The organism is Streptomyces sp. NPDC090021, assembly GCF_044748225.1.
Classification (GTDB): Bacteria; Actinomycetota; Actinomycetes; order Streptomycetales; family Streptomycetaceae; genus Streptomyces.
Genome location: NZ_JBIVFO010000003.1, coordinates 139,254 through 156,381, shown reverse-complemented (window position 1 = coordinate 156,381; position 17,128 = coordinate 139,254). Strand labels below are relative to the sequence as shown.

At 71.4% G+C, this 17,128-nt stretch carries 15 protein-coding genes; 7 read left to right on the top strand and 8 right to left on the bottom strand.

All coding sequences use genetic code 11. The annotated features are described in order from the left end of the window. The first annotated feature begins 1 nt into the window (after nucleotide 1). From ACIPXC_RS03135 to ACIPXC_RS03105, 7 genes are all read left to right on the top strand, one after another. Nucleotides 2–817, top strand: a complete 816-nt coding sequence (locus ACIPXC_RS03135) for an oxidoreductase (protein ID WP_401612948.1) — start codon at nucleotides 2–4, stop codon at nucleotides 815–817. After that, nucleotides 814–2,196 carry a Ni/Fe hydrogenase subunit alpha gene (locus ACIPXC_RS03130; RefSeq protein WP_401612946.1) on the top strand — a complete coding sequence of 461 codons (1,383 nt, stop codon included), beginning with the start codon at nucleotides 814–816 and terminating at the stop codon, nucleotides 2,194–2,196. Before ACIPXC_RS03135 ends, ACIPXC_RS03130 begins: the two co-directional genes overlap by 4 nt. Next, the gene (locus ACIPXC_RS03125; RefSeq protein ID WP_401613120.1) at nucleotides 2,139–2,567 is read left to right on the top strand and encodes a GNAT family N-acetyltransferase; all 429 of its coding nucleotides are present in this window, start codon (nucleotides 2,139–2,141) and stop codon (nucleotides 2,565–2,567) included. The genes ACIPXC_RS03130 and ACIPXC_RS03125 overlap by 58 nt, the downstream gene beginning before the upstream one ends. A 108-nt stretch (nucleotides 2,568–2,675) precedes the next feature. Next, nucleotides 2,676–4,142, top strand: a complete 1,467-nt coding sequence (locus ACIPXC_RS03120; protein WP_401612944.1) for a Y4yA family PLP-dependent enzyme — start codon at nucleotides 2,676–2,678, stop codon at nucleotides 4,140–4,142. Beyond that, the gene (locus ACIPXC_RS03115) at nucleotides 4,139–5,458 is read left to right on the top strand and encodes a pyridoxal-phosphate dependent enzyme (protein WP_401612942.1); all 1,320 of its coding nucleotides are present in this window, start codon (nucleotides 4,139–4,141) and stop codon (nucleotides 5,456–5,458) included. The genes ACIPXC_RS03120 and ACIPXC_RS03115 overlap by 4 nt, the downstream gene beginning before the upstream one ends. A gap of 1 nt (nucleotide 5,459) precedes the next feature. Then, a complete protein-coding gene (locus ACIPXC_RS03110) occupies nucleotides 5,460–6,662 on the top strand; it encodes an aminotransferase class V-fold PLP-dependent enzyme (protein ID WP_401613118.1) in 1,203 nt (400 codons plus the stop codon). A gap of 48 nt (nucleotides 6,663–6,710) precedes the next feature. Then, a complete protein-coding gene (locus ACIPXC_RS03105; protein ID WP_401612940.1) occupies nucleotides 6,711–7,466 on the top strand; it encodes a class I SAM-dependent methyltransferase in 756 nt (251 codons plus the stop codon). A gap of 245 nt (nucleotides 7,467–7,711) precedes the next feature. On the opposite strand, the gene ACIPXC_RS03100 is transcribed toward ACIPXC_RS03105, so the two are convergent. From ACIPXC_RS03100 to ACIPXC_RS03065, 8 genes are all read right to left on the bottom strand, one after another. Continuing rightward, entirely contained in the window at nucleotides 7,712–8,527 is an 816-nt protein-coding gene (locus ACIPXC_RS03100) for an ABC transporter ATP-binding protein (RefSeq protein WP_401612938.1), read from the bottom strand. After that, on the bottom strand, nucleotides 8,527–9,555 hold the full coding sequence (locus tag ACIPXC_RS03095; RefSeq protein WP_401613116.1) for a FecCD family ABC transporter permease: 1,029 nt from the start codon (nucleotides 9,553–9,555) through the stop codon (nucleotides 8,527–8,529). Before ACIPXC_RS03095 ends, ACIPXC_RS03100 begins: the two co-directional genes overlap by 1 nt. Before the next feature lie 81 nt (nucleotides 9,556–9,636). Then, nucleotides 9,637–10,656 carry an ABC transporter substrate-binding protein gene (locus tag ACIPXC_RS03090; protein WP_401612936.1) on the bottom strand — a complete coding sequence of 340 codons (1,020 nt, stop codon included), beginning with the start codon at nucleotides 10,654–10,656 and terminating at the stop codon, nucleotides 9,637–9,639. A 118-nt stretch (nucleotides 10,657–10,774) separates the two neighbouring features. After that, a complete protein-coding gene (locus tag ACIPXC_RS03085; RefSeq protein WP_401612934.1) occupies nucleotides 10,775–11,758 on the bottom strand; it encodes a PLP-dependent cysteine synthase family protein in 984 nt (327 codons plus the stop codon). Continuing rightward, the gene (hisC, locus tag ACIPXC_RS03080; RefSeq protein WP_401612932.1) at nucleotides 11,755–12,897 is read right to left on the bottom strand and encodes a histidinol-phosphate transaminase; all 1,143 of its coding nucleotides are present in this window, start codon (nucleotides 12,895–12,897) and stop codon (nucleotides 11,755–11,757) included. Before hisC ends, ACIPXC_RS03085 begins: the two co-directional genes overlap by 4 nt. Beyond that, nucleotides 12,894–14,375: an MATE family efflux transporter gene (locus ACIPXC_RS03075; protein WP_401612930.1), complete on the bottom strand. Its 1,482-nt coding sequence runs from the start codon at nucleotides 14,373–14,375 to the stop codon at nucleotides 12,894–12,896. The genes hisC and ACIPXC_RS03075 overlap by 4 nt, the downstream gene beginning before the upstream one ends. Next, complete coding sequence (locus ACIPXC_RS03070; RefSeq protein ID WP_401612928.1) at nucleotides 14,372–15,352, bottom strand: ornithine cyclodeaminase; 981 nt, start codon at nucleotides 15,350–15,352, stop codon at nucleotides 14,372–14,374. Before ACIPXC_RS03070 ends, ACIPXC_RS03075 begins: the two co-directional genes overlap by 4 nt. A gap of 85 nt (nucleotides 15,353–15,437) precedes the next feature. After that, the gene (locus ACIPXC_RS03065; protein ID WP_401612926.1) at nucleotides 15,438–16,841 is read right to left on the bottom strand and encodes an alanine racemase; all 1,404 of its coding nucleotides are present in this window, start codon (nucleotides 16,839–16,841) and stop codon (nucleotides 15,438–15,440) included. Nucleotides 16,842–17,128: the final 287 nt, after the last annotated feature.

Below are 17,128 nucleotides of genomic sequence, written 5' to 3'. Positions count from 1 at the left end.
GATGCACCCTCCTGACCCACCCCCCCAGTCCGCCCGTCCACGGCTCGGCGTGTTCAAGTTCGCCTCGTGCGACGGCTGCCAGCTCACCCTGCTCGACTGCGAGGACGAGCTGCTCGCCATCGCCGCCGAACTCGACATCGCCCATTTCACGGAGGCGTCCAGCGATACCGCTCCGGGGCCGTACGACCTCGCACTCGTCGAGGGCTCGGTCAGCACTCCCGAACACCTCGACCGCATCCGCCGCATCCGCGCCGAATCCCGCCATCTCGTCACCATCGGCGCGTGCGCGACCGCCGGCGGCATCCAGGCACTGCGCAACCACGCCGATGTCGAGGAGTACCTCGCCACCGTCTACGCCCACCCCGAGTACATCGCCACCCTCGCCACGTCCACGCCGATCTCCGCCCACGTGCGCGTCGATTTCGAACTGCGCGGCTGCCCCATCGACCGCGGGCAGCTCGTGGAGGTCATCACGGCCTTCCTCGCCGGACGCAAGCCGGGCATCCCGAACCACAGCGTCTGCTTCGCCTGCAAACGACGCGGCACCGTCTGCGTCACCGTCGCCCACGGAACCCCCTGCCTCGGACCCGTCACCCACGCCGGCTGCGGAGCTCTGTGCCCCGCCTACGGCCGCGGCTGCTACGGCTGCTTCGGTCCGGCCGCCACCACCAACCTGCCCGCGCTCATCCCGCTCCTCCACCGCGACGGGATGAGCGCCGAGGACACCGGCCGGTTCCTGCACACCTACAACGTGACGGCCTTCACCGCCGTGGAGACCCAGGGGCCGGTCCCCGCACGCGAGGAAGGCACGCAGTGACGGACCTGCCCGCATCCCGGGTCCTGCGGATTCCCGCCGTCAGCCGGGTGGAGGGCGAGACCGCGCTGCGCCTGCTCGTCCAGGACGGCACCGTCACCGAGGCGCACCTGGCGATCTACGAACCGCCACGTTTCTTCGAGGCCTTCCTGCGGGGCAGAGCGCACACGGAACCCCCGGACCTCACCTCCCGCATCTGCGGGATCTGCCCCGTCGCCTACCAGATGAGCGCCTGCCGAGCCATCGAGGACGCATGCGGCGTCACCGTCGACGGGCAGCTGGCCGCCCTGCGCCGTCTGCTGTACTGCGGCGAGTGGATCGAGAGCCAGACCCTGCACATCCACATGCTGCACGCACCCGACTTCCTCGGCCACCACGACGTGATCGGGCTGTCCCGTACCCACCGGGGTCACGTCGAACGCGGACTGCGCCTGAAACAGGCCGGCAACGCGGTGGTCGAACTGCTCGGCGGGCGGGCCATCCACCCCGTCAACGTCCGCCTCGGCGGCTTCCATCGCACGCCCACCCGGTCCCGGCTCCGGCCCCTGGCGGAGCGGTTGCGCGCCGCCCTCGACGACGCCTGGGACACGCTGCGCTGGGTGGCCGGGTTCGACTTCCCCGACGCCGAGTGCGACGCCGACCTGTTCGCGCTCGCCGAGAGCGGCACCTACGCCATCGAGTCCGGGGTCCCGACCGTACTGCCGTACGGCGAACCGCTCCGGCCCCGCGGTTTCCCCCTGCGGGATTTCAACGACCATGTCGCGGAGACCCAGGTCGCGCACTCCACGGCCTTGCACTCCCGGCTGGACGGCCGCAGGCATCTCACCGGCTCGCTCGCCCGCTGGGCCATCAGCGGCCACCTGCTCTCGCCGCTGGCGCTCGAAGCGGCCCGGGAAGCCGGCCTGGGCGCACCCCCGGCGCGGCCGGGGACACCCGGCGTCGCGGCCGGCGCGGTCTGCAGGAACCCCTACCGCAGCATCCTCGTACGTGCCGTGGAGGTGCTCTACGCCGTGGAGGAGGCGCTCCGGATCATCGACGCCTACGAGCCGCCGGCACGCCCGTACGTGGCCGTGCCGCCCTGCGCCGGCACCGGGCACGGCGCCACCGAGGCCCCGCGCGGGCTTCTGTACCACCGCTACGTGCTGGACGCCTCGGGTCGCGTCACCGACGCGCGGCTCGTTCCGCCGACCGCGCAGAACCAGGCCGCCATCGAGGAGGATCTGCGCAGGACCGTCCAGGCCTGTCTGGACCGCGGAGAGAGCACCGACGAAGAAGTGGCGAGGGTGTGCGAGCGGGCCGTCCGCAACCACGATCCGTGCATCTCGTGCTCCGCCCATTTCCTGGAGCTGGACATCCGCCGCACGCATGCGACGCCGCGGTGAGACGGGATGCCGCTGCCACCGCCGGAGGTGCGCTCGCCGGCTGGCTGGTGATCCGGCGCGATCCGCACCCTCTGGTCGCCCACTGCGGCACGGTCAACCACGTCCAGACGCACCCTCGGTTCCGCTGCCGCGGGATCGGGTCCGCCCTGATGGGGCGGGTCCAGGAGATCGCCCGGGCGGAGATGGGACTGGAACGGCTGCGGCTCACCGCGCGCGCAGGCCTCGGGCTGGAGGACTTCTACCGGCGCCTGGGCTGGGTGGAAGTGGGCCGATGGCCCGGCGCGCTGCGGGTGGCACCGGGCGACGACCGGGACGAGATCCTCATGAGCCTGGTGCTCCGACCCTCGCAATCAAGCCGTCCGACGGTGTGAAGGAGCCCCTCCGCACCCGACGGCCCCACTATTCGCGCGGTGCGGGTTACGGTGTGAGGCCGTGCGCCGAAACCGGTACGCATTCCTCGTCGGGGAGGAACAGCTGGGATGAGCAACGCACCGCTGTACCTGGAGCCACGGCTGGAACCTCGCATGGCGGCCCTGCTCGGTTCGTCCGCGTTCCTGCACATGCTCGTGGACGGGCTCGGATCCCCCCTGAATCTCGTCCTGCCCCAGCAGTTCGCGGAGAACGTGGCGGCCTTCCGTACGGTCCTGCGCCGCCACCGCCTCACCGGCCGGATCTGCTTCGCCCACAAGGCCAACCTCTCCAGCGCCCTGGTCCGGGCGCTCGCCACGACCGACGCCGGTCTCGACGTGGCCTCCCTCGGGGAACTGCAGCACGGTCTCGGGGCGGGCTTCACGGGTGACCGGATCGTGGCGACGGGCCCCAAGGAAGCGGAGTTCCTGTGGCTCGCCGCACGCACCGGGACGAGCGTGAACGCCGACGGGGCTGCGGAGCTGGAGGAGGCGGCAGGGATCGTCCGGGCCCACGGCCTGCCGCGCCTGCGGGTCCTGCTGAGGCTGTCGGAGTTCGGGACGAACGGTAGGAGGACGCTCTCCCGGCAAAGTCGCTTCGGTACGCCCGCCCAGTTGCTCGCCCCGCTGCTCGGGCTGCTTGAACGGCACCGGGACGCACTCGAACCGATCGGTGTCGGCTACCACCTCGACACCACGAGCGTGGACGAGAAGGCGACCGCCCTGGAAGGGTGCCTGCGCGCCATGGAGGAGTTACGGATACGGGGACACCAGCCACGCGTCATCGACGTGGGCGGCGGCTTCGGCGTCAGCTACCTGGCCCACGCCGCGCAGTGGGAGCGCTACACCACCGGGCTCACCGAGGCCGTCATGGGCCGGCGCCCGCCCCTGACATGGGGCGGGCACGGTTACGGTCTGCGCGTCGAGAACGGGACCCTCAAGGGGGCGCTCGGCCTGTACCCGGCGTACCGGCCCGTCACCGGAGCCGCATACCTCGACGACCTCCTCTCCCGCCCTGCGGCCGGCCTCGGCCGCCCGCTGGGCACCCTGCTCCTGGAGGGGTTGCACGACCTGTACGCCGAGCCCGGCAGGGCACTGGTGGACCAGTGCGGCCTCTCCCTCGCCACCGTGCTGGAAGTACGGGGCACGGACACCGGCGACCATCTGGTCCGGCTCGCGATGAACGCCGGTGACGTCAGTCTGGAGGACCACGGCGTCCTGATGGATCCGCTGCTCGTCCCTCGTGGCAGCGCCCCCGCACCGGACCGGGGTCCGGTGGCAGTGCACCTGATGGGAAACCTGTGCCTGGAGGCTGATCTGATCACCCGTCGGAAGGTGTTCCTGCCGCGGCTGCCGGCTCCGGGCGACCTGCTCGCCTTCGCCAACACCGCCGGCTACTGCATGGACTTCGGCGCAACCCGCGCGCAGGGGCAGCCCGTGGCGCGCAAGGTCGCGGTCGCGGAGCAGGGCGGATCCTGGAACTGGTGCCTCGACGAGGAGTACTGGCCGGTCACACGTACGGGGGGACGGATCGCGTGAGGTACGACAGCGTCATCGAGGCCATCGGCGACACCCCGCTGGTCCGCATCTCCCCGGCCGTGCACGGCCTGCGCAACATCGACCTGTACGCCAAGCTGGAGATGCTGAATCCGTTCGGGTCGCTGAAGGACCGGGCCGCCTGGAACATGGTCCGCCACGGGCTGGCCGGCGCACGGGAGCGCGGCGAGACGGTGGTGGAGCTGTCCAGCGGGAACACCGCGAAGGCGCTTGCCCTGATCGCGGGGATCCACGGCCTGCCGTTCAAGAGCGTCACCAACCGGATGCGCATCCCGGAGACCAGGGAACTGCTCCTGCTGCTGGGCGCCGAGATCGAGGAGCTGCCCGGGCAGAGCGAATGCCTCGATCCGCACGACACCGAGGACCCGCTGACCGTGTTCCACCGGCAGCTGAACCAACCGGGCGGCGCCCATCTGCACACCGACCAGTACTTCAACGCCCGCAACACCGAGGCTCACGCGACCGGCACCGGACCCGAGATCATCGCGGACCTGGACGGGCGCGCCCCCGACTGGTTCATCGCCTGTGTGGGTACCGCCGGATCGTCCACGGGGGTGGCGAGGGCCTTGCGCGCCCACGATCCGAACGTGCGCGTCGTCGGACTCGTCGGGCAGAAGTCCGACTTCATCCCCGGCATCCGCACCGCCGACGAGGTGCAGGAGGTCGGCATCTTCGACCCCGCCACGTACGGCACGATCGAGGCGGTGAGCTCCGAGGAGGCGATCGACGGGATGGTGACGCTGCTGCGCCGGTGCGGTCTGCTCGCCGGCCCCACCGGCGGAGCCGCGTACTTCGGGGCCGTTCGCCATCTCCGCCCGCTGGACGCCGGGCTGACCGGGCGGAGGACCGCCGTGTTCATCGTCTGCGACCGGGCCGAGGGCTACCTCGGCTACGTGCGGCAGCGCCGCCCGGAACTGTTCGGCAGGCCGCCCGGGCGGAACTCGGTGGCCACCCTGACGGACACCGAGATCCGTACGGCCCCGGTCATCGACGTGGCCGACGCGCAGAAGTGGATCGAGGAACGGCGGCCGCTGGTGATCGACCTGCGCGGCCCGTTCGCGTACGCCGCGCTCCACATCGAGGCGTCGGTGAACATCGTCGACGAGCTTTTCGAGGAACTCGTCCGCGGCGGCCTTCCCTTCGGCAAGGGGCAGCCCGTGCTGCTCGCCTGTCCGGTCGGCGAGCAGTCCGCCCGCTACGCGGCCCTGCTGACCCGGATGGGCCACCCGGACGTACGCAGTCTGGCCGGGGGGATCATCGCCTGGCGGGACGCGGGTGCCCCGCTGGTACGTGACTGAGATGGCGGCGGATCCCGAGCGGGAGATCCGGGCGCTGGCCTCGTGGCAGCGCGGTCTGCGCGCCCAGTTCCCCATCGTCCTCGGCCATCCGGGGCACGCCTACCTGGACAGTGCCGCCACCGCACAGAAGCCGGCTCCCGTTCTCGACGCCGTCCAGAGGTACCTCACCACGTCGAACGCCAACGCCGGCCGGGGATCGTACCCGTGGGCCAACAGCACGACCGCGCTGCTGGAACGTGCCCGCGAGCGGGTCGGGGAGTTCCTGGGCGACCCTGATCCCGGCGGGTCGAGCGTGCACTTCACCAGCGGGACCACGGAAGGGCTCCGGACGGTCGCGCGGGACTGGCTGGCCGGTTACCTCTGCGACGGTGACGAGATCGTCGTCCCGTTCTCCGACCACCGGGCGAACCTGTCGCCGTGGCTGGAGGTCCGCGAGCTGCTGGCCCGGCAGGGGGTCCGGGTGCGCGTCCGGGAACTGCCGTGCCAGGCCGGGTCCGGCGACTACGACCCGGCGGCACTCGCCGCGATCGTCGGCCCCCGTACCCGGTTCGTGGCGGCGACGCACGTGCACCACGTCTACGGCGCCGACATGAACGTGCACCGGATACGCGGGGTGGTCGGGCCGGAGGTGCCGATCTGCCTGGACGCCGCGCAGAGCCTCGGCCACCTCCCGGTGTCGGTGGCCGAACTCGACGTGGACTTCCTGGCCTTCTCCGGCCACAAGGCGATGGCCCTGCCCGGCACCGGGGCGGTGTGGGCCCGCCCCCGGCAGGGGCCCGCGTTCCGGCCTGGGGGCTGGCAGGGCACCCCGAACACCGTGGGCATCGTCAGCCTGGCAGCCGCCCTCGACTGGCTCGACGCGGCCGGCACCGACCGGATCGAACGCTGGACCGCGGCCCTGACGTCCCGCCTGACCGACGGGCTCGGCCGGATGCCGGCCTACGAGGTACTGGGGTGCCGGTCCAGCCTGGCAGCCGGGTCGGACGTCCAGCGTCGCCGCAGCCTCGTGGCATTCCGGCACCGGGAGATAGGCGCCCACGACCTGGGGTTCATCCTGTACAGCCACGGCTTCATGGTGCGGTCCGACGGCCACTGCCAGGCGGGGAGGGAGGAAGAGGGGGGCTCAGTACGCGTCAGCCTCCATGTGTACAACACCCCCGAAGAGATGGAAACGCTCCTCACGACCCTCGCCACCCTGCAATGATTTCCATTAACGAGACAAGGCACGGCAACAGGGACGGCTCGAACGACCATGGGCGTGGACACGGCTACTGCGACGCGATGGGTGGAACGCTGGGCACACCAGCAGCAGAGGTACGCGATCGACCGCCTGGAGAGATTCGAGGTGATCACCGACCTGGTCGAGCAGGTGACCCAGGGCCGCCCCGCACCCCTGGTACTCGACCTGGGCAGCGGCCCCGGCTGCCTGGCGGCGCGGATCGCCGAACGGCTCCCGGCCGCCGAGGTCGTGGCGGTCGACGCGGACCCCCTCCTGCTGGCCCTGGGCAGCCTCCACTACGGCACGACCCTGCGCTTCGCGGAAGCGGTGATCGGCGCACCCGGCTGGCTCGACCTCCTCGCACTCGACCGGCCCGTGGACGCCGTCGTCTCCGCCACGGCCCTGCACTACCTGAGTGCCGAAACCCTGCGGCGGGTCTACCGGGAGCTGGCGGGCCTCCTGCGGCCCGGCGGCATCCTCGTCAACGGGGACCACATCGGCCCGGACTCGGCGAGGATCTCCGAGCTCGCCTCCGCCGTCGGACGCCGCTACGCCGAGCGGAACGCCTCCCCCTCGCCGGAGGACTGGGAGTCCTGGTGGTCGGGCGCCGCCGCGGACCCCGAACTCGCCCCTCTCCTCTCGGACCGCGGCCAGGAGGGGCATCCGCGCAGCGAGGAGAACGGACTCACCCTCACCGGCCACCTCTCGCTGCTGCGTGACGCCGGCTTCGAGCATGTCGGAACCGTGTGGCAGGTCGGCCCCAGCCGCGTACTGGCCGCCGTCCGCTGACCCCCCTGGACCCACAGCGCGGCTCCGCCGCCGCGGGCTCACCCGGCCTCCTCGCAGCCGCTCCGCGGCCCTGCCCGCCTACGCCGAGCAGGGGTTCTTCCGCTTCCTGCGGGTCCGCACCGGCCGGCTCGGCGCTCCCCGGCCGCACTTCCCCGCTTCGAAGGAGGCCCCTCCGCCCGGACCCGGTTGCCGACCACCGCCCGCCGCACGTCGCACGTCGTCGACAGGCTGCGCCACAACTCCGCCTACCGGACGTCGAGATGCAGCGCCTTCGCGGCGGGCACTCGCGTGGCGGTGGAGGCCAGGTAGGTGATGCGCAGCGTGCCGGTGGCGGGTTCGCGGTCCACGAGGACCTTCACGCCGTAGACGGACTCGACGAGGTCCGGGGTCAGTACGGACTCCGGTGCGCCGGCGGCGGCCACCTCTCCGTCGTGGAGGACGACGATGTGGTCGCAGTAGCGGGCGGCGAGGTTGAGGTCGTGCAGTGCGACGACGCAGGTGACGTCCAGGGTGGCCAGCAGGTCGAGGAGTTCGAGCTGGTGGCGGATGTCGAGGTGGTTGGTGGGTTCGTCGAGGAGGATCTCCCGGGGTTCCTGGGCGAGGGCGCGGGCCAGTTGGGTGCGCTGCTTCTCCCCTCCGGAGAGGGTGTGCCAGCTGCGGTGCTGCTTGTGGGTGAGGTCGGTCCGCTCCAGTGCCGCGTCCACGACCTGCCGGTCGTGCCCGGTCAGCGCGTCGAAGCGGCCACGGAAGGGGGTTCGGCCGAGCTCCACGACGTGGCGGACGGTGACGTGGTGGGGGGCGGTCACGTCCTGTTCGACGACGGCGAGCCGGCGGGCGAGTACCCGGCGGCCCAGGTCCTCCAGCGCGGTGTCGTCGTAGCGGACGGTTCCCGCGTCCGGGCGGCGCAGTCCGGCGAGCAGGCGCAGCAGGGTCGACTTGCCGGAGCCGTTGGGGCCGAGGAGCCCGACGGTCTTTCCGTCAGGGGCTTGCATGTCGATGGCGTCGAGCAGTTGGCGGCCCTTGACCGACCAGGAGAGCCGGGTGGTGGTGATGCGGCCCATCAGGACTCCAGACGCTTCAGGACCAGCGCGAAAGCGGGCGCGCCGAGGAGGGCGGTGATGACGCCGGCGGGCAGTTCGTGGGGCGCGAACGCTGTACGTGCGAACACGTCGACCCAGATGAGGAAGACGGCGCCGGTGATCGCGGACAGGGGGAGCAGCGAGCGGTGCATCGGCCCGGTCAGAATGCGGACCGCGTGCGGGACGAGCAGTCCGATGAAGCCGATCGCGCCGGAGGCGGCGACGGCGGCCGCGGTGATCACCGAGGTGAGCACCATCAGCCAGATGCGGGCCGCGGTGACGTTGATTCCCAGGGCGGCGGCGGAGTCCCACCCGAAGGTGAAGGCGTCGAGGGCGGGCGCGAAGAAGTGCACGGCGACCACCCCCGTCAGGATGATCACGACGGTGAGGGTCACCCCCTCCCAGCGGGCGCCCGCGAGGGTGCCGAGCAGCCAGTAGGTGAAGCCGCGGGTGGAGTTGGCGTCCCCGCTGACCATCAGGACGACCGAGGTGACGGCGGCGAAGAACTGGGACACCAGGACGCCGGTGAGCACCACGCGGGACGGGCTGGCCACGCGCCCTCCGCCGAGGAGGAGCAGCAGCACGGCGAAGGAGGCCAGGCCGCCGGCGAAGGCACCGGTCGAGAGGGAGATGCTTCCGCCGACGCCCAGCAGGAGCACGGCGACCGCGCCGGTGGAGGCACCGGAGGAGACTCCCAGGAGGTAGGGGTCGGCCAGGGGGTTCCTGGTGACGGCTTGGAGGACCGCGCCGGAGACCGCGAGGGCCGCGCCGACGGCGGCGGCCAGCAGCACCCGGGGGAAGCGGGATTCCCAGATCAGGGCGTCCAGCAGCCCGGGCAGGGGCTCGGTGGGGGCGATGGCGCCCAGGCCGGTGTGGCGCAGGATCGTGGAGACGACGTCCAGGGGCCGGATGTCCGCGCTCCCGAAGAGCGATGCGGCGACGACCGACACCAGGAGCGCGGACACGGCGAGGCAGAAGAGCGCCGCTGTCGAGGCGCGCCGCCGGCGCACCGGGATCCCCTCACGGTCGGTGAGTGGATCTCCGGTGCGCGCGGCGGCCTTGTGTGAGCTCGTGGTCATGGCTTCGAGGGGTCAGCCGAGCTTGTTCAGGCCGTCGACCAGCGCGGGGACGGCGGACGCGCTGCCGTAGGAGGGGTCCATGTGGCTGCCGGGGATGGTGATGAACCTGTCGCCCTGCACGGCGGCGAGCCTGCTGGTGAGGGGGTCCTTCTTGAGGAGGTCGAGCTTCTCCCTGGCGGTGTCGTTGGGCTCGCCGCGGGTCAGGTCGGCCAGGATGATGACGTCGGGGTTGCGGGCGGCCACCTCGTCCCAGCTGACCTCGGCCCACTTGGTCCTGGCGTCGGCGAAGATGTTCTCGACGCCGACGAGCTGGGAGATGTGCTGCGGCAGGCCGCCGGGGCCCGCCGCCCACGGGGTGCCCTCGTAGGTGGAGTAGAACCACATGACCTTCAGCGGGGTGTCCCGCTTCTTGACCCCGGCCACCGCCGTGTCGACGACGGCCTTCTGATCGGTCGCCAGCTTCTCTCCGGCCTCGGGCACGCCCATGATCCTGCCGAGTCGGCGGTACTCCTCGAAGAGCATCGTGAAGTCCGCGCCCGCCACGCTCTCGTGGTACGCGCAGTCGAATTCGGTGAGGTAGGTCGGCACGCCCAGGTCGTGGAGCTGCTTGCGGTCTCCGGACTGCTCCTTGGTGAACATGCTCGCGAAGGACCCGTAGACGAAGTCCGGCTGGGCTTCCAGCAGCTTCTCGTGCTTGATCTCCGCTCCGGGCGCGGACAGCACCGGGATCTTCTCGTACTGCTCGGCGATCGCGGCCGACGGCTTCTCGACCTCGTAGCCGGTGCCGGCGATCCGGTCGCCCGCTCCCAGGTGGATGAGTATCTCGGCGGCGGTCTGGTTCAGCGTGACGGCCTTCTTCGGCGCGGCCTTGTAGGTCACGTCGGTGCCGCAGTTCCCCAGGGTGAACGGGTACGCGGTCGCCCCCGTCGCCTTCGCCGTCGCCCCGGCCTTCCCGTCGGCGCCGGACGTTGCGCTGCCGGCGCACCCCGTGGCCCCGAGCACCGCCAGCGCCGCAAGGACTTTGGTAATCATTTTCGTTTTCATTAGCCGGACAGTATCACTTTCGATCGAGACGACAGAAGGGCGTGGAGCGAACACCGCACTCGGGGAAGGCAGTCCCGCGCACCGGGTGCGGCGCGGCACGGCGGGGTCACCGCAGCATCGCGGCGAGCCGATGGACGACCTGCTCGTCGAAGAGGCCGTGGGCGGCCATCCAGTCGTCGTTGAACACGGTGTCCAGGTACTTGTCGCCCCCGTCGCAGACGAGCACCACGATGGTGCTCCCGGGCCCCGCGCTCCGCGCCCGTTCCAGGGCCTTGTACACCACGCCGCCCGCCGAACCGCCGATCAGGATGCCGAAGTTGCGGGCCAGGTAGCGGCAGGTCTCGAAGGCTTCCGAGTCGCTCGCCTTCACCCCCTGGTCGAAGACCTCGTAGTCGACGACGGCTCCGATCTCCGAACCCTCGGGCGTACCCGTGCCCGACTGGTGGTAGGGCGCGCCCTCGCCTCCGAACACGACGGATCCCACCGGCTCGACGCCGATGACCTTCAGTTCCGGGATGCGTTCGCGCAGGAAACGGCCGGTGCCGCAGAGCGAGCCCCCGGTGCCGACGGCCCCGTACAGGTAGTCGATGCCGTCGCCCAGGTCGTCGTGGAGTTCGCGGGCGAGGGCCCGGTAGCCGTTGGGATTGCCCTGGTTGCGGTGCTGCGCGGTCCAGTACGCCCCGTGCTCGGCGGCCAGGCGCTCGGCCGTGGTGTCGCGTTCGGCGGTGGCCAGGCCGTCGGCGTCACCGGCCACGTTGAGGATGTCGGCCCCGAAGGCGCGCATGCCGCGCAGCTTGTCCGCGCTGGAATGGTTGTCCACCACGGCGGTGAACTTGTACCCGCGTTCGGCGGCGATGAGGGCGAGGCCCAGCCCGGTGTTGCCGCTGGTGGACTCCACCAGCCGGCCCCCCGGGGCGAGCAGACCGGCGGCCTCGGCCTCGTCCACCATGTTCCGGGCCATCCGGATCTTGGCGGTTCCGGTGGGGTTGAACTGCTCCATCTTCAGCAGAACGGTGGCCGAACCGTCCGCGACCGACAGTTCCAGCAGGGGCGTCCGCCCGATGAGCTCGGACATCTTGCTCTTGATCACAGCTCGTCCTTCGCGCAGGTCTCCGTCAAGCACCGCACGAAGACGTCGTTGTCCTCGGGCGTCGACAGGGAGGCTCGGATGTAGGTCTCGTATCCCGGTTCGCGCCACGCCTTGACGATGATCCCGGCGCGGTGCAGCGCCCGGGCGACCTCGTCGGAGCGGCGGCCGGTGTCGATGAAAAGGAAGTTGGTCGAGGACGGGACCACGCGCAGTCCCGCGCCGCGCAGCAGGCCGGTGACCCTGCCGATCTCCAGGCGGGTACGGCGGACCGTGTCGGCCAGGTGCGCGCGGTCGCCCAGCGCGGCGACGGCCGCGTCCTGTGCGGGCCGGTTGACGTTGTACGGGGTGCGGACCCGGTCCAGGGCCTGGACCAGGTCGGCGTCGGAGGCGATGCCGTACCCCACGCGCAGGCCCGCCAGACCGTAGGCCTTGGAGAAGGTCCGCAGCACGATCCAGGGCCGGTTCAGTGCGCGCAGGGCGTCCAGGGCGTCGGGGTACTCCGGGTCGGGGCGGGCGAACTCGCCGTACGCCTCGTCGAGGACCAGCAGGGCCGACTCCGGGGTGTCGGCCAGGACGCGTCCCAGTTCGCCCGAGGTGAGGATCGCGCCGGTGGGGTTGCAGGGGTTGGCGAGGAAGACGAGCTTCGGGCCCGCTGCCAGTGCGCGGCGCCAGGCGCCCGCGTCGTATCCGAAGTCGGCGGTGGCCGGGACCTTCTCGACCCGGGCCCCCATGACGCGGGGGAAGATCTCGTGCAGGCTGAAACCGGGCGCCTGGGTGACGACGAGGTCGCCGGGATCGAGTACGGCCTGGCACAGCAGCTCCAGGATGTTCTCCGAGCCGTTGCCGAGCACGATGCGCTCGGCGGGCACCCCCAGATGACTGCCGATGGCCTCGGTCAGCCGCTTTCCGGTGGGGTCGGGGTATCGCGCGAAGCCGTCGGCGGTCCCGAGGCGTACGGCCTCGGCGACCGCGGGAGACAGGCCGTACGGGATCTCGCTGTTGGAGAGCTTGATGACGCGGCCGGCGCCGCTGAGGGCGGCCACCTCGTCCGGGTCGGCGCCGGGGTCGTAGCCGGGCAGGCCCGCCACTTCCCGGCGGATCAGTGAGGCCGAAGCGGCTGGTGCGAGGACGGGGTTCATGACGGCTCCGGTTCGGGGTCGGGTGCGCCGGACGTCTCACGGTGGAGCCGGCCGACGCGGCGCAGGAACGCGGCCAGCAGGAGGGCGGCGGTGGCCGCGAGACCGATCGTCTGGCCGATCCAGACGCCCTCGACGCCCCCGTCGGCGGTCACCCCGAGCAGGTAGCCCGCGGGCAGCCCGATCAGCCAGTAGCCGACGAGGGAGAGCCGGAAGGGGCCGACGGTGTCGCCGATGCCGCGCAGGATGCCGTTGCCGATGTTCTGGGTGGCGTCGAAGACCTGCAGGAGGGCGGCGATCATCAGTCCGGTCACGGTGAGCGCGACGATGTCGGCGTTGCCGGCGTGCTCGGCCGAGATGAACAGGGACACGATCGGTTCGGGGATCGCCAGGTACAGGACGGCGACCGCGAGGGTGGCGATCACACCCCAGGCCGTGCCGAGGAGTCCCGTCCTGCGGACTGTCGCACAGTCGTTGCGGCCGTAGGCCTCGCTGATGTGGATGGACGCCGCGTGCGAGAGGCCGGCGGAGATCATGAAGACGATGTACACGATCTGGTTCAGCACCGTCTGCGCGGCCAGGGCGTCCGCGCCCAGGGAGCCGATGACCAGGGTGAGCACGCTGAAGAAGCCTGCCTCCGAGGCGTAGGTGCCCGAGATCGGAAGGCCCAGGCGCCAGACCGACCGGACCGCGTCACCGTTCCAGCGCCGCGCCGCGGGCGAGATGAGGTACGAGCGCAGGACGCCGTCCCGGAGGATCACCACGACGAAGGCCAGGAAGGACAGCAGGAACACCGTGACGGTGGCGATCGCTACGCCGACGAACCCGAAGGCGGGCAGGCCGAACTCCCCGTGGATCAGGGCGTGGTTCAGGGCGATGGTGACCCCCACCGAGACAAGGGTGATGGCCAGCAGCGGGCCGGGCCGCTTCAGGCCGGTGGTGAAGTGCCGCAGGGTCTGGAACCACAGGCAGGGCAGCATCCCCGGCGCCAGGACCATCAGGAACTCGCCCGCCTTGTCGACCACGGCCGGGTCCTGGCCCAGCAGGACGAGCAGCGGGCCGATCAGCAGGAGCGCCGCGCAGAACAGCACACCGCAGACGGTGGCCCAGAAGAACCCGGCGAACAGCAGCGCGCCGATCCGTGCTCGGTCGTTCCGTACCCGCGCCTCGGCCACCAGGTTGCTCACCCCGGTGACCAGGCCCGTCCCGGTGGTGCGCAGCTGGTTGAACAGGGCGAGGGCGAGCCCGGCGGCGGCGATCTCCAGCGCGCCGAGCCTGCCCAGCATCACGATGTCGACCGTGGTGAGGGCGACGTGGGCGAAGTTGGTCAGGATCAGCGGCAACGCCAGCTTCAGGAGCGCGCGCGAGTTCTTGACCCACCAGTTCTCGACCCACCGGTTCGTGACCCACCGGCCGGCGCCGGTCTCCTCCGCACGGTTCGTGGCAGACGTACCGGTCGTGTCCGTTGTGTCGGTGCTCACCAGAAGTTGACCTTTTCCCCGCGTCCGGCCGCCAGCGCGAGATCGGCCAGGTAGCGGCCCAGCGCGGCGTCGGTGACCGCCATGCCGCTGTTGTAGGCGAAGACCACGTCGTCCGGACTGCGTCGGGCGGGTGCCCGGCCGAGCAGGATGTCCGGCAACTGGGCATCCACGGTGGGCAGTTCTCCGTCAGCGCCCCGCAGGTCGTCACAGGTGGCGTGCATCTGGGCGGTGTCGGTGGCGATCCGGTGGTCCGCGCCGTGGCACACGTCGGCGTGCACGCCGTACCCGAGGAGCACGGCGACCGATCCCGGCTTCATCCAGTCGCGCCGGACCTCCTCGGTGGCGGACAGACCGGCGGCGCCGATCACGATGTCGGCCTCCCCGGCGGCCTCCCTCAGGTCCGTGACGATCTCGACCTCGCGGCCTTCGACGCTGTCCTGGACGGCGCGCAGGCCCTCGGGGTAGGTGCCGAACACCTGGAGCCGCTCCAGCTCCGGCATGGCCGCGACCAGCATCGGAAGCGCCATCTGCCCCTGGACGCCGGTTCCGACGACCAGCGCGGTCCGGGCGTCGGGGCGGGCCGCGCGGGCGAAGAGGGCGGTGGTGGCCGAGGACCGCAGGGGTCCGAGCTTCACCACGTCCATCAGGGCTATGGGCGCCCCGGTGGTGTCGTCCACGAGGAAGACGAAGGAGTGGAACCGGTAGGCGTCCCGGGTGCGGCGCGGGTCGAACTCGTAGACGGCCTTGAAGCAGACGGTGTCGCTGCCGGCGTCGCGGGCCACCATCGAGTAGCTCAGGGAGCGGTGGGCGGGACCGTCGACGATCGTCTTGACCGGGTTCTGCGAGCCTCCTTCGCGCAGCGCGCGGTAGGCCTGCTCGACCACGTCGATCACCTTCGCGTGGTCGACGTCCAGCCCTTCCTGCTGCGATTGCGGCAGGAGCCACAACTGCCCGGGCGGGGCGTAGGTCGGTGACATGCGGGGGTTCTCCTTCATTCGGGGTGCGTCGGAGTGCGTTCGGGGATGTGCGCGGGGGGCGTTCGGGGATGTGCGCGGGGGTGCGTCAGACGCCGTCCAGTCGCCAGCGCGGCGGGCCACTGCCGTCGCCGAGCCGGAGCACGACCTTCCGCGGCAGTGGGGCGTCGTGGAAGGGCGACTCGTTGGAGTCCATCTGGTAGCCCGCGGTGTTGAGGTAGGCCAGATGGTCACCACGGCGTACGGGGCGCGGGAAGCCGATCTTCCGCCAGGTCAGCAGGTCGCTCTCCAGGCAGGTCGAGCCCGCGACGCAGGCCGGGAACACCACGTCGGCCTCGGGGGCGGCGGGCCCGGCGGACAGCAGCAGCGGATCGGGCAGGTAGTCGCTGTTGAACCACTGCTCGGACAGGCTGAAGCTGCTGCCCGCGACGGTGACGATCGCGTACCCGTCGGCGTCGCGCCGGTCGTCGACCTGCTGGACGCGGAAGAGGGTGAATCCGGCCTGGTCCAGCAGGGCCCGGCCCGGTTCGACGACGAAGCGGATTCCGGTGCGGCCCGCTTTCGCCGCCAGGCTCTCGGCGCCGTCGACCCGGTGCTCCATGATCGCTGTCACGGCCTGGTCCGCGGTCCGACCACCGTAGGGATAGAAGTCCTGGAAGCTCTTGGCCGTGTGGTAGTGGGCCGGCCGGTTCTGCGCGAGGAACGCGTCCCAGTGCTGCGGCTCGACGTAGCGGACCGGCAACCCGCCGCCGATGTCGACCAGTTCGGCGGACGGCGAGCCGCTCCGCCGGGCGTCGAGGCAGTGCTCGATCATCTCGTTCGCCGCCGTCGCGCGCTCCGACGTGGAATAGCCGCCGAGGTGGAAGGAGAAGCCGCGCAGGCGGATGTCGTCGGCGAGTTCCGCGCAGAGTCCGACGGCGGCCGCCCGCTCGGCCGCCGAGAGACCGAAGCGGCTGCCCTGTTGACCGGCGGAACGGGTCCGCAGCAGTACCTGCGCCCGCCGGCCCGCCGTTCGCGCGGTGGCCGCGAGTCGGCGGAGTTCGCTGACCGAGTCGACGGCGACCAGGCAGCCGTGCTGGACGGCAAGGGCGTGGAGCCCGTCGCTCTTCTCAGGACCGGAGATCCCGATCCGGTGCCCGGGCACTCCCCCGGCCAGGGCCCCGACCAGCTCCGGGGCGCTCGCGACGTCGACCCCGACGCCGAGGGCGGCGGCGGACCTGACGTAGCAGTCGGCCTTGTTCGCCTTCTTGGCGAACAGGATGTCGGCGGTCACGCCCGCTCCTGCGAACGCACGGCGGAGCCGGGCGACGTTCTCCTCGAAGACTTCGGGCAGCACGACGTGCAGCGGTGAACCCAGGCCGTCCAGGAGATCGGCCAGCAGGCCGCGGTGGTCCGCCAGGAGCGCGGAGGCGGAGGGATGTCGGAGTGCGGGGAGCGCGAAGGGCAGCACTGCGGCCGCCGGGCGCTCGAACACGTGTGGCGAGATGAGCACCCAGTACTTCTATATGAAGATGGCAGTCATTTTCAATAGCGGGACTTCGAGCACCCCTCCCATTCGATACAAAAGGTACAAAAGTCGTCATTGGCAAGACTGCAGGGGCAGTCAGCGCGGGTGCAGCCCTGCCACACGCCCGCGCACGCACGCCTCGGCGGCGCCACGGCCGCCACCACTTCCGTCCGCGGGCGGGGGGCTCGGCGTCGCCCGCGCTCGAACCTGACCATCCGTCAGAACAGAACCACCGAGCCCCCGCGAGGGCCGGGCCCGCCTCTCGGGCCCCG

Excerpts from the sequence above, each read along its gene's own strand:
- ACIPXC_RS03135 (WP_401612948.1), top strand. The coding sequence starts at position 2 with ATGCACCCTCCTGACCCACCCCCCCAGTCCGCCCGTCCACGGCTCGGC.
- ACIPXC_RS03120 (WP_401612944.1), top strand. The coding sequence starts at position 2,676 with ATGAGCAACGCACCGCTGTACCTGGAGCCACGGCTGGAACCTCGCATG.
- ACIPXC_RS03110 (WP_401613118.1), top strand. The coding sequence starts at position 5,460 with ATGGCGGCGGATCCCGAGCGGGAGATCCGGGCGCTGGCCTCGTGGCAG.
- ACIPXC_RS03105 (WP_401612940.1), top strand. The coding sequence starts at position 6,711 with ATGGGCGTGGACACGGCTACTGCGACGCGATGGGTGGAACGCTGGGCA.
- ACIPXC_RS03100 (WP_401612938.1), bottom strand. The coding sequence starts at position 8,527 with ATGGGCCGCATCACCACCACCCGGCTCTCCTGGTCGGTCAAGGGCCGC.
- ACIPXC_RS03090 (WP_401612936.1), bottom strand. The coding sequence starts at position 10,656 with ATGATTACCAAAGTCCTTGCGGCGCTGGCGGTGCTCGGGGCCACGGGG.
- hisC (WP_401612932.1), bottom strand. The coding sequence starts at position 12,897 with ATGAACCCCGTCCTCGCACCAGCCGCTTCGGCCTCACTGATCCGCCGG.
- ACIPXC_RS03070 (WP_401612928.1), bottom strand. The coding sequence starts at position 15,352 with ATGTCACCGACCTACGCCCCGCCCGGGCAGTTGTGGCTCCTGCCGCAA.